General features: G+C 43.9%; 12 protein-coding genes. 3 read left to right on the top strand and 9 right to left on the bottom strand.

Features of this window, described 5'->3' with window-relative positions; genetic code table 11:
• Positions 1 to 99: 99 nt before the first annotated feature.
• Complete coding sequence (locus NIT04_RS09275) at positions 100 to 792, top strand: hypothetical protein (protein WP_252503338.1); 693 nt, start codon at positions 100 to 102, stop codon at positions 790 to 792.
• 101 nt (positions 793 to 893) lie between these two features.
• Here the strand turns inward: NIT04_RS09275 and NIT04_RS09270 are convergent, their stop codons facing one another.
• Together NIT04_RS09270 and NIT04_RS09265 are read right to left on the bottom strand one after the other, a co-directional pair.
• Positions 894 to 1,094, bottom strand: coding sequence for a cold-shock protein (locus NIT04_RS09270; protein ID WP_060210432.1), 201 nt, complete (start codon positions 1,092 to 1,094; stop codon positions 894 to 896).
• 173 nt (positions 1,095 to 1,267) lie between these two features.
• Positions 1,268 to 1,588, bottom strand: coding sequence for a DUF1033 family protein (locus tag NIT04_RS09265; RefSeq protein ID WP_252503337.1), 321 nt, complete (start codon positions 1,586 to 1,588; stop codon positions 1,268 to 1,270).
• Between the two features lie 197 nt (positions 1,589 to 1,785).
• On the opposite strand from NIT04_RS09265, the gene NIT04_RS09260 reads away from it, so the two are divergent.
• Complete coding sequence (locus NIT04_RS09260; RefSeq protein WP_252503336.1) at positions 1,786 to 2,457, top strand: 5-bromo-4-chloroindolyl phosphate hydrolysis family protein; 672 nt, start codon at positions 1,786 to 1,788, stop codon at positions 2,455 to 2,457.
• Entirely contained in the window at positions 2,435 to 3,637 is a 1,203-nt protein-coding gene (locus NIT04_RS09255) for a toxic anion resistance protein (RefSeq protein ID WP_252503335.1), read from the top strand. The genes NIT04_RS09260 and NIT04_RS09255 overlap by 23 nt, the downstream gene beginning before the upstream one ends.
• 2 nt (positions 3,638 to 3,639) lie before the next feature.
• Here the strand turns inward: NIT04_RS09255 and NIT04_RS09250 are convergent, their stop codons facing one another.
• The 7 genes from NIT04_RS09250 to NIT04_RS09220 all read right to left on the bottom strand — a co-directional run bounded on the left by NIT04_RS09250 (position 3,640) and on the right by NIT04_RS09220 (position 12,392).
• On the bottom strand, positions 3,640 to 3,894 hold the full coding sequence (locus tag NIT04_RS09250) for a hypothetical protein (RefSeq protein ID WP_252503334.1): 255 nt from the start codon (positions 3,892 to 3,894) through the stop codon (positions 3,640 to 3,642).
• 11 nt (positions 3,895 to 3,905) lie between these two features.
• Positions 3,906 to 5,798, bottom strand: coding sequence for a nitric oxide reductase activation protein NorD (locus NIT04_RS09245; RefSeq protein ID WP_252503333.1), 1,893 nt, complete (start codon positions 5,796 to 5,798; stop codon positions 3,906 to 3,908).
• A gap of 10 nt (positions 5,799 to 5,808) precedes the next feature.
• Positions 5,809 to 6,672, bottom strand: coding sequence for an AAA family ATPase (locus NIT04_RS09240; RefSeq protein WP_252503332.1), 864 nt, complete (start codon positions 6,670 to 6,672; stop codon positions 5,809 to 5,811).
• Between the two features lie 60 nt (positions 6,673 to 6,732).
• A complete protein-coding gene (locus NIT04_RS09235; RefSeq protein WP_252503331.1) occupies positions 6,733 to 6,930 on the bottom strand; it encodes a DUF6501 family protein in 198 nt (65 codons plus the stop codon).
• A 75-nt stretch (positions 6,931 to 7,005) separates the two neighbouring features.
• Positions 7,006 to 8,238, bottom strand: a complete 1,233-nt coding sequence (gene odhB, locus NIT04_RS09230; RefSeq protein ID WP_252503330.1) for a 2-oxoglutarate dehydrogenase complex dihydrolipoyllysine-residue succinyltransferase — start codon at positions 8,236 to 8,238, stop codon at positions 7,006 to 7,008.
• Between the two features lie 65 nt (positions 8,239 to 8,303).
• Entirely contained in the window at positions 8,304 to 11,117 is a 2,814-nt protein-coding gene (locus tag NIT04_RS09225) for a 2-oxoglutarate dehydrogenase E1 component (RefSeq protein WP_252503329.1), read from the bottom strand.
• Positions 11,118 to 11,315: 198 nt separating this feature from the next.
• Positions 11,316 to 12,392, bottom strand: coding sequence for an undecaprenyldiphospho-muramoylpentapeptide beta-N-acetylglucosaminyltransferase (locus tag NIT04_RS09220; protein ID WP_252503328.1), 1,077 nt, complete (start codon positions 12,390 to 12,392; stop codon positions 11,316 to 11,318).
• Positions 12,393 to 12,569: the final 177 nt, after the last annotated feature.

The raw sequence follows: 12,569 nt of genomic DNA, 5'->3' as shown, positions 1-12,569 counted from the left end.
GAAACGGTTCTTTCGTTTGGAATTTCAATTATCGGTAATGGAAATAAAAAAGGATAGCGATCATATTATCGGCAATACTACCGGAAAGGAGTGAATTAGATGAGAGTGAAATTCATATTCGTACATGTTTTGCTTTTCGCGTTAATAGCTTCCGGTTGTACAAACAACACGACGAGCTTGAACAATTCGGGAAATAGCGGTGAAACGACAAACCCCAACGGGCAACAAGGGAAAACTGATGACTCTACCGAAAAACCAGACCAAAACGATCAATCGTTACTTGACTACTTCCTTCCAGACGGATCGAAAGCGCAATTTAAAGGCGAAGGGAATGAATTTGCAGCACTGGACATAGATTTTGCCCATCCATATGAAAATTATGTAATTGTACACGAAAATAATGGCGGTGCTTTAATTAGGCGCATTTACAAAATTGATAAAGACCAAATCACCAAAATGGAAGAAATACCAGTGGATTTGCATGAGGATTTCCCTTCTCAGCAAGAGATTGAAGCAATGGAGCCACTAGGCGTATACTTGAAAAAGCCTTTTGAAATTGGAACGACATTCGATAGCTGGGAAATTGTCGAAACGGATGTAACCGTTGATACACCATACCAGAAATTCGAGCATGCCTTTGTCATTGAAGAAAAAGGCGATGATTTCGTCAATCGTAAATATTTCGTCGAAGGATTTGGTGAAGTGAAACGCGAGTCGATTATGAAAACAGTCGATGATGAGGAGGATTACGTTGTCACCTCAACATTGGAGTCAGTCACAAAGCCCGAATAGTATGCGACTAGCTACAGCGGCCAGATGCGACAGTCAGGCCGCTGTAGCTTTTGTATGTAAAAAAGAGGCACCTGTCAAAGGCGCCTCTTTTGTCTGACGAATTATAGTTTAACTACGTTAGCAGCTTGAAGACCACGATTGCCTTCCACAACTTCGAACTCAACTTGTTGACCTTCGTCCAAAGTTTTAAATCCGTCTCCCTGGATAGCAGAGAAGTGTACGAATACGTCGTCTTCCCCTTCAACTTCGATAAATCCGAAGCCTTTTTCAGAGTTGAACCATTTTACAGTACCTTGTTTCATCTGTGACTACCTCCAAATAATTGTATTGCTAATACATGAAAAAAATTCACATATTACAAAAAGCACCGACAACGCCGATCACCTTTTGTAATACGTGAATCCGTCTGCTTCGGTAAATCAATTTATATTACTGCTACTATACCATACCCAATAAAATTGTCAATATAACAATATCAAATATTCGAATTATTTATTGACATAAAGGAAGAAGGTTTTCCATCCGCCAAGGAGATGATGCCGTGAAATATTTGCAGATCTTCATCGCAACCTTCACAGAAGATGCGCTCACTATCAGACCAATACGCAAAGAAACAACCTTTCCGCTCTTCTTGGTAATTATACTTTACCCCAAATTCCTTTTTTAAATCACATAAGTATTCCAAAGCCTCGTGAGCAGTTGCAAATGTCCGTCTTGATTGGATTGTCTTCTCCCAGTCTTCGAACATCCACCATGGCTCATAGTCAGCTTTCATATAAATAACTTCATATTCCATTTTCCGTTCCCCCTATCCAAAAAGGCAGTGAGTGGATTCATTTTAGCAAATCCAGTGAAACTATCCAAGCAAATGAATTCACACATTCATTAAAATGTATTTCCACCGCAAATCAGGTATAATTGGACTAAGGGGATGAAACTATTTGTCGTTTCAAACGTAGTAAAGAATAGAGAAAACAAGGAGGCCTGTAGACGATGCAAGAAGTTAAACAGTTTTTCCAAAGGCACTTAATAGCGGCGCCGATCAGCTTCGGCTCTTGGTTGGCGATGATACTTGCTGCAGGCATGAACCCATTCGCCGCAACGGGCCTGATGATTGCAATATACTTAGGTGGCAATTTCACGATTAAACAAATACAACTGTCGTCGAATGTGAAAGAACTTGGCATGTCAAGATCCGAATATAAGCATATTAAAAACCAGATCAACGAAGCCAAATCGAAAATCAAGCAATTGAACGGTTTGTACGGCCAGGTCCGCTCTGTCCAAGCATTCAAACAAGTATATGAGATGAATAACTTGGCAAAAAGGATTCTAACCATAGTACGCAAAAACCCGAAGAAATTCTATCATGTCGAAAGATTTTTCTACTCTCATCTCGACTCAGCTGTCGAGTTGACCTCCAAATATGCAATATTGGTCAATCAACCGTTGAAAGATCAAGAAATCAGAGTCGCCCTCCAACATACAAGAGAAACACTTACCGAAGTGAACAAGCAATTGGAGCAGGATTTAAGGGGCGCATTAGCAACTGATATCGAACAGCTTCAACTCGAGCTGGACTATGTGGATGTGACGATGAAAAAGAATAAACCGTTGCTTGAGATGAAAGGAGAAATGCGGAATGACGGAAAACAACTTGACTAATGCAGATGTGAAAACGATGGATGACCTATTGGACAATCCATTTAACGTAAATGAACCGCTATTGCCAAAAGAGATGCAGACAGAGCAGAGCAAAGGCCAGGTGGCGGTGAAACTGTTAGATCGCCTGTCGCCTGAAGAACAGGAAAAGGCGAAGCAACTTGCCGAGCAAATTCCCGTAGGCAATTATGAAGCGATCATCACATATGGCGCAAATGCGCAAAATGAATTATCACGCTTCTCCCATAAAATGCTGGATCATGTACAAAGCAAGGATATCGGTCCAGTTGGGGATGTCTTAAGCGACTTAATGAGCAAGCTTTCGGAAATCGATCCTGAAGACTTATCCGAGAAGAAAAAATCCGGTCTGAGCCGTCTCTTCAGCCGAGCAACAAGGTCCATTCAGGAAATGATGACGAAATACCAAAAACTCAGCACACAAATTGATCGCATTGGTGTCCAATTGGAACATTCCAAGCGTGGGTTGCTCGAAGATGTTCAAATGCTCGATAGCCTTTACGAACAGAACAAGACATACTTCCAGGCTTTGAACGTCTATATCGCTGCAGCAGAATTGAAACGGGATGAGATTGCGAATGTCATCATTCCGGAAATGCAAAGAAAAGCGGAATTATCGAATGACCAGATGGCGTTCCAAGAAGTGAATGATATGAGGCAATTCCTTGATCGGTTGGAAAAGCGACTCTACGATCTTCAGCTTTCAAGACAGATCACCATCCAAAGCGCTCCGCAAATCAGAATGATTCAACAGACGAATCAAACCCTTGCAGAGAAGATCCAATCGTCTATCATGACCTCCATTCCGTTATGGAAAAATCAGATCGCCATAGCGTTGACACTGAATAGACAGCGAAAAGCTGTCGAATCACAGCGTCTCGTGACGAAGACGACAAATGACCTTCTATTGAAGAACTCTGAAATGCTGAAAGTGAACTCGATCGAAACTGCGAAAGAAAACGAGCGAGGCATTATCGAAATTGACACATTGAAGAAAACACAAGAAAACTTGATCCAGACAATCGAAGAGACGCTTGTCATCCAAGCGGATGGACGCGCGAAACGGAAAGCGGCGGAAGTTGAAATCGCCCGTATGGAAGAAGAATTGAAACAACGTCTTCTAGCCGTCCATGAAAAAACACAATCTCCGAATCGTCCATTGTAAACTCAAAATTTTTTATAATAAAGACGACTGAGAAGTTCGGTATTTGGAATTTCTTTAGTCGTCTTTATTAGTTTTATTATTTTTATAAGCCTTGGAGATGTTAGATTTTCACGAGTTCCGTTGATTGGAGTGGAAGGCGGCGACTCCTGCGGGAAAAGCGTCAGCTGAAGACCCCGCAACGGAGCGAAGCAAAGTGAGGAGGCTGAAGCGACGCCCGCGGAAAGCGCCCGCCTGAAGCGGAAATCAACATCTATCACTACTACCCTCTTTATACCAATACAATTGCCAGCAGCTTTCTCAATATCCGTAACGTCTGATCAGTGAAATGCTCAACAGATTGTGACGCCGCGGATTTATTCCCAAACATCATTGAAAACAATGCCCGCTGATCATCCGTTGGCTCCTCTGACGCTAAAAACAAATGGATAACAGACACCCCTTTTTTCTCTGCGTCCAATACAGCTTCCCGCGTATCCAAGATTCCGTTCCGATCATAACCAAAAGCGGACGGCTCGCCATCCGAAAAAACGAGCAGAAACTTATGCTTCTCTGGTCTGACCAATAACCGACGCGTCATCCATCTAATCGCAAAACCGTCCCGGTTATCTTCGTTCGTCTCAAATGAAAGAATCGTCAACCCATCATCTTTCCGCTTATCCTCAAATGTATGCATCAATCCGAACACATTCGGTTGCAAATCCTTCGAGGCATAATTGGCATCCTCAAAATAAGAAGAGATTTCATGCTCGACAGATAGTTCCCTTAAGACGTCGTGGAAGAGCAACACAGCTTTCTTCGTCTCATCGAGCTTATCCATCATCGAGGCGGAACCGTCGACGAGCAAGCCGAACACTGCGTCAAGCTTATCCGAAGGCACGTTTTTCCTGTAAAAAGGACGAGGACGTTCATCCAACAGCATCGTCGTCAATTTTGTCGATAGTCTGCCCTTCATCAAACCCGTCCTTTTCGAGTCTTCTTTCAACTCGATCCGTTTTTTCATTTCCTCTACAAATGAACGGACATGCGGCCTTTGCTCTTCACGCCATTTCAATAATTTTGTCAGACTCATTTCATCGCGTACAACTTGAACTGCCTGCTCTTCATAAACAACGTTTACATGCTCTTTTCCAAAATCAGTCCCCGCCGTTTTTCGCTCTGATTGCTTGCCCTGAGCTGCCCGCTCCTCATCTGCCCACTTGCTGCTTTCATTCCCCTCTGATTGACCGGTCCCAGTCTCTTGGATTTCAGCATTTTCGTTTCCTTCTGTCGTATTGCTGCCGTCTCCCCTTCCAGCCCTTCCATGCTCCAACTCGTATTCCAAGTGGACGCCAGATTCACTTACACTTTCCCGATGCCACGTACGGAAAATCTCCTCGATCGTTTCCTTTGTTCCCTCTTCCCCTTTTTCCGCTTCATTCATCCCTTCATGATAATGAAATACAACTGTTTTCTCCGAAATGGCATCTCCAACAGCGTAATACTGGTGAACAAGGTCATTTTCAATCGCTTCCTCCACCATGTAGACGATGCGCTCCGCCAGTCCGGCCATGTCTGAAGTTGTTTTTGCATCAGTTGCATACGTTGTGAGCATCATTATTTGGCCAATCGGCAAGTCCCACTCGACGTGAGAGTCTGTCAACCGCCCCTCATGTAAAGTGAGGAAGAGCTGATTCAGTAACGCATCAGCAATAAACGCCTTATTCGTATTGGACATGAGTTTATCCCGATGAAATTCTAGCAAAAACTGCCTTCTCACCGAAAATGCCTTGGCAGTTCCAGGTCTTTCTTTTTCAACTACATCCATTAGCCGGAATTCCTCCAACATGAGCAACAACTCTTCACCGAATTTTCGTAAAGGATGGCTTTCGTATTTTTTCCTGAACATAATCCAGTCTGATACAGAAAAATGCTTCCAAAAACCTGCCGTTAATAAATACACGTCAGATAATCTTCCGGCGTGCATCACATCTTCGGATCGATGCCTCCAAAACACGCTAATTGAAACAATGCCTTCCTTCGGCTGGAATTCGAATAGTTTCCGCTCCGTCAATTCCAGGAATTCCGCATCCGCAAGCGCCCTCCCCAACCGTTCATATAGCAACAGCATGTTGGCATCGATCGTCTCGTCATTGAATTGAATGAACCGATTTATTTTAACCATTAGATCCGCCTCACTTCACCCACGTTTCCACTAATTCCATGACAAGGTCCCTTTCCATTTTGTCTTCCAGCTTTTCCGCAATCGAATATTTAATAGCGCGCCTCACCGGCATATGTTCCGCAAGCGCGATCGCATCCAATAAACTTCTGACAGAGGCGGCTTCTTCAGACAATAAACCGTTCAACACTTGCTTTTTTAAATCTTCGTTAATATTCATGAACGCATCGACCAATGTACTATCGGCTTGTGGGAAAAGAGATTGAATGATTTCCCGTAATTGTTCACCCGACAAATAAGGTATGGCATAGGAGATGAATCGGTTTTTCAATGCTTCGTTCATTGGGGAAGTTCCGACATACCCTTCATTAATAGCTGCAATAACAGTGAAATGAGGATGAGCATGAATGACTTCCCCAGTGAAAGGGTTTGTCAGCATACGTCTATGGTCGAGAACGCTATGTAAAATCGGCAGTGTCTCCGGCTTAGCCATATTGATTTCATCGATATAAAGAATATGACCTTCCTTCATTGCTTGTACAACCGGCCCTTCTACAAATTCAATAATCGATTGCCCACTGCTTGCATTAATCGTCTTGAAACCTAAAAGCGACTCAGCGTCCAAATCGACAGAGCAGTTCACACTATGCATTGGCTGATTGAAAAAATGTGAAATGCTTTGTGCAAGTTTCGTCTTTCCAGATCCGGAAGGCCCTTTTAAAAGGACCGGCTTTTTCAATACGACCCCGATTAATATATCCTCCCACAGATCGGGGACAGGAGAAATATAGCCGCCTTCCTGTATTAAAGGAGCATGTTGTTTTTCGTAGATCCTTGCACGCCGTTCCAATCTTTCAGTTGTAATAAAAGAATCCATAAAATGTTCATCCTCCTAAAAAAATGCCCGATGCTGAAAAAGTGGCATCGGGCGAAAAGTTCATTCAAAATAAGTTTTATAAAATCCGCCGACTTTACCGGTGTTATCCACGATGAAAATGAATTCGTCTGTTTCATTTTTCACATCATATTCTTTGCCCGGTGTTAAACAATCGGTTACGACATATTTTTCAGCATTCGCATGCGTACATACGACTTTCCGAAGTGTCGGTGCAGTCGTCCAATCTCTAAAAGACATGTAGATCACCATCCAATTGCAGTAATATGAAACAGCCCGAGATGCTCGGGCTGTTTCAGTTTATCATTAAATAACTTATGAACCAAGAAGTAAGTCTTCAGGGTTTTCAATCAATTCCTTGACCTTTTTCAAGAAGCCGACGGAGTCTTTTCCATCGATGACTCGGTGGTCATACGACAATGCAATGTACATCATTGGGCGGATTTCCACTTTATCGCCTACTGCGACAGGGCGTTTTTGAATAGTATGCATGCCTAGGATTCCGACTTGCGTACCGTTCAAGATTGGTGTAGAGAACAACGATCCGAACACACCGCCATTTGTAATTGTGAATGAACCACCTGACATATCAGCAATCGTCAATTTATTGTCTCTTGCTTTTCCAGCAAGCTCTCCGATTGTCGACTCGATTTCAGCGAAGTTCTTTCGATCTGCATCGCGGACGATTGGAACGACCAATCCACCTTCAGTCGATACTGCAATCCCGATGTCGTAGTAGTGTTTCAGGATGATGTCATCACCATCAATTTCCGAATTGACGTACGGGTATTTTTTAAGTGCAGCAACTACCGCTTTCGTAAAGAAAGACATGAAACCAAGACGTACATCATTCTTGTCATAGAATTCATCTTTTTTACGTGAACGAAGTTCCATCACTGCAGTCATATCGATTTCGTTGAAAGTCGTCAGCATTGCAGTTGATTGTCTTACTTCCAACAAACGTTTTGCAATCGTTTGACGGCGACGCGTCATTCTCTCACGAGTTTCGCGTCCGTCTTCTACAGGAGCCGACGCAGCTTTAGCTGGTGCAGCAGGTGCAGCCGGAGCTTTAGGTGCAGTACCATGTGCAGAAACGTCTTGAGCACGAACGCGGCCCATCGGATCTACTGGTGAAACAGCAGCTAGATCGATACCTTTTTCACGCGCTAGTTTTCTAGCAGCTGGGCTAGCAATCGTACGGTCGGAAGAAGTTTGTTCAGTTGTTTGCGCAGCAGCTGATTGTTGTGGTGCTGGTGCAGGCGTCTCTTCAACAGTTGGAGCAGGTGCCGCTTGTTGAGTAGCAGGTGTTCCGGACCCTTCCCCGACTACTGCGATGACTTGACCGACTTCAACTGTGTCGCCTTCTGCAGCAAGAAGTTCTTGGATGACTCCCGCTTCCTCAGAAATAACTTCAACGTTAACTTTATCCGTTTCCAATTCTACGATAAACTCACCTTTGTCAACACTCTCACCTGGTTGTTTCAACCATTTTGCAATCGTTCCTTCAGTAATCGATTCTGCAAGTTCAGGTACTTTGATCTCAGCCACAATAAATTCCTCCTCTGTTCTACCGTTTCAACGGTGCTAAACAAATATGTTGTATTAATGTGCAATTATTTTTTCAAAGCTTCTTCGATGATGCGTTGTTGCTCGACTTTGTGTGCTTCACCATTTCCTTCGGAAGGGCTCGCCCGGTGAATACGGCCTACATAAGAAACCGATTTTTTATCGCCTGCGATTTCCTGCATGTACTCCAATGCAAATGACCAAGACCCCATGTTTTTAGGCTCTTCTTGGACCCAGACAAGATCCTTCACCTTCGGATAGCGCGCTACGATTTCCGCAATTTTATCGGAAGGGAAAGGATATAGCTGTTCCACACGCACGATATGCAAGTGGTCGAAGCCTTCTCCATCCTTCACTTTCTCAGCAAGATCGATTGCCATTTTACCGCTTGCGAATAGGATCTTCTTCACTTTGTCTGGATTATGGCCTGTTCCTGGCTGTTCAAGGACTGTTTGGAAATGGCCTTCAGCAAGATCACTTACGTCCGCACCAACAAGCGGGTGACGAAGAAGTGATTTTGGTGAAACGATGACGAGTGGACGCTCCACTTCAGTACCAAGCATCATTGCCTGTCTGCGCAAGACGTGGAAATAGTTTGCCGCGCTTGAAATGTTCGCAACGGTCCAGTTGTTTTCAGCGCTAAGCTGTAAATATCTCTCGAGACGTGCGCTGGAGTGTTCCGGTCCCTGGCCTTCATACGCGTGCGGCAGAAGGATGACCATCCCGGACTGCTGTCCCCATTTTGAATGGCTGGAGGAGATGAATTGGTCGAACATCACTTGTGCCATATTTGCAAAGTCTCCATATTGAGCTTCCCAAATTGACAACGCTTGGTCTTTCTCCAAGTTATAACCGAACTCATAGCCGACAACTGCAAATTCCGTCAATGGGCTGTTGTATGCGACAAACGAAGCGTTTGAATCGCTAATATGATGAAGCGGAACGAATTCTTCCCCAGTTTTCTCATCATGCAGCACAAGATGGCGATGTGCGAACGTACCCCTTTGGACGTCTTGGCCTGTTATGCGAATCGGCTTGCCGTCTTGGAGGATAGAACCGAATGCCAATTGTTCCGCATGTGCCCAGTCGACTTTCCCTTTTCCTTTGAAAGGCTCTTCACGGCGCTTCAAAATCCGATCCAGCTTGCTGAACACCGTAAAATCTTCTGGATAAGTGAGAAGTTCTTCGTTCATACGCTGTAATCTCTCTTCATTTACACCTGTTTCAAGATCTCTCGGATATCCAGCCACGACAGCATCTGGTGTCGCATTGGAGCTTTCTTTTGCTTTGGAAGAACTTTCCTTCACTTTGTCGTATGCGGCTTGCATCTTTGCAAATACATCCGCATCCAATTTATCTACATCTTTGTCTTGCAAGATATTTTCTTCGACAAGCTTAGATCCGTAAATCTGGCGAGCTGTCGGATGCTTATGGATTAAGTGGTACATCATCGGGTTCGTCACTAACGGCTCATCCATTTCGTTATGTCCATAACGACGGTATCCGATCAAATCTATTAATATATCCTTACCGAACTTTTGACGATACTCAAATGCAAATGCCGCCGCTGCCATAACGTCTTCCGGGCTGTCAGCATTGACATGCAATACCGGCACTTCAAACCCTTTTGCGGGATCCGAAGAATAATGAGTTGATCTTGAATCGTAATATTCAGTTGTAAAACCGATTGTGTTATTGGCGATAATGTGGATTGAACCGCCAGTCTTATATCCGCGGACGCGGCTATAGTTAAACGTTTCAGGAACAATGCCTTGACCAGGGAATGCGGCATCACCATGGATCATGATTGCATAAGCCGCCTTCATATCTTGCTCTGGTAAGCCTTCATGGTCTGTCGTTTCCTGCGCGGCACGAGTCTGGCCAGCCACTACCGGATTTACGACCTCCAAGTGTGAAGGGTTGTAAGCTAAGAAACGTTCTGTTCCTGAAGGAGCTTTGTAAAGTGCTCCCATATGGTATTTAACATCACCGAACCAGCCGTGTGTCGTCTCGAGCGATCCATCCTCAGGAAGGAAAGGCTCGGAAGGGACACCTGCAAATTCAGCGAACATCATCTCATAAGGTTTATTCAAAATATGGGTCAATACATTCAAACGTCCACGGTGTGCCATACCGATCAATATCTTTTTCACTTTATCGGCTTCAGAACGGCGCACCAATTCGTCAATAAGGACGACTAGGGAGTCAAGGCCTTCAATCGAGAAGCGTTTTGCTCCGACAAATGTCCGATGAATGAATTTCTCAAAGCCTTCAACCTTAGTAAGTCTTTCTAGCAAGGCCTTTTTATCATTCTCGGAAAGTTGTACAGAGATTTCTCCGTTTTCGATTTTCGATTGAATCCAAGCACGCTCTTCTTCATCTATGACATGAGAGAATTCGTAGGCGATTTTCCCCGTGTACAATGATTTCAAATAGTTTACTGCATCCAGTCCATTTTCTACATGGGCTGGCGGATTTTTCAGGAACAAGGAGGATGGCATCGACTGCAAATCGTTTTCGGATAATCCATAATACGAAAGTTCCAGACGGGTTGCGTCTTTAGGTCTGTCGTTCAGCGGATATATATCCGAAGCAAGATGCCCGTATGCGCGGATAGCGTCAACTAGCTTATAAGCAGCCAGTACTTTGCCGAAATCACCTGCCGGCACAGCTGACATTGCTGTAGTTTGTTCGGCTCCCTCAATCGAAGGTGCGCCATAGCTTCTGAACATTTCAGCAAGCTCTGGATCTACCGTTTCGGGTGACACTTTGAACTGTTCATACATTTCCATTACATACCCAAGGTTCGGACCAGTAAATACCGAGTAAGGGGAACGTTGGGTACCAACATTGTTCGACATGTAAAATGACCTCCACATTTTGCCTATTGGCCTGTTGTGTTACTATTTTTAATCCGTATCCATATTACCATGCAAATAATAGAACGGAAAGGGATTAGTTCTATTTTATTGACATTTATGCATTTAACAAAAATAGATTCCATGTCTTTCGTTTACAATGTTCACACCATTTTTCCATCTTCACAAATTCTATTCTAGCTAATTTTTGTATGAGAGGATCAATTCCGCCATTTTCTCAGGTGATTTCGTGTTTGAGACTTTTCGCATATTGGAAACCAACTTGTCTTTGTCCTTCATAAGTGAGTTGAACAACTTGGCCATGGAGAGGTCTTGAAGCTCCTCTTCCTGAATCACGTTTGCAATGCCTAAAGATTTGAATAAGGATGCATTTAACAACTGATCTCCCCTGCTTTGTGAAGCGGACAGCGGAATAAGCAGCATTGGCTTTAAGACAGATAACAATTCAAATATCGCATTGGAGCCTGCACGGGATACGGCGTAATCGGATGCTGCTAATAAATGTGGCAGTCCTTCAGTGACATATTCAAACTGTATGTAGCCTTTCGTATGTTCTAATGATTCCTCAATATTGCCTCTACCGCAAAGGTGGATCACATCGAACTTTTTGAGGACGGTTTCCAATTCCTTTCGAACGGCCTCGTTAAGCACTGCCGAGCCTTGGCTGCCGCCCATCACGATGAACACTGGTTTTTCTCCAGTCAGGCCTGCAATGCGCAATCCTTCATCCCTGTCTCCTTTGAATATTTCAGGCCTGATGACAGCCCCTGTACATGTCGCTTTCCCTTCAGGTACATAATCAAGCGTCTGCTCAAAAACAGTGAAAATATGTTTTGAAAAAGGAAGTGCCAGCTTGTTCGCCAATCCCGGTGTTACGTCCGATTCGTGGACAACAACTGGGATTTTCGCTAACTTTGCCGCCAACACAACCGGCACAGAGACAAATCCGCCTTTCGAAAAAATGATTTCCGGCTTCACTTTGCGCAATATTGAAAATGCCTGGATGACGCCCGCTCCAACGCGGAATGGATCGGAAAAGTTCTTCATGGAAAAATATCTTCTTAACTTGCCGCTTTGGATAGCATGGTAGGTCACTTCTCGATGGCCATCCTTTATCAACTCTTTTTCGATTCCATCATGGGAACCGATATAATGGATTTCATATCCTTTTTCAATGAAGACAGGAATTAGAGCCTCATTGACGGAAACATGCCCTGCTGTTCCGCCACCTGTCAAAACTATTACCGGCCGTTTCATGTGGCCATTCACCTCATCTGATTTTTATTAAGCAATTCAGGCTGAACATCTATTTCAAGCACCTTTAAAGACGATCGAAAACTACGGTTCAACAAATACCCTATTTACTTCATTGTTATTATAGCAGACAAATCATGTTACAATGTTGATTGATTTACGTCCATTTTTTCCTTATGG

Source organism: Sporosarcina sp. Marseille-Q4943, from assembly GCF_943736995.1.
Lineage (GTDB): Bacteria > Bacillota > Bacilli > Bacillales_A > Planococcaceae > Sporosarcina.
The sequence above is the reverse complement of the archived record's forward strand: the minus strand, read 5'-3'. Positions and strand labels throughout refer to the sequence as shown.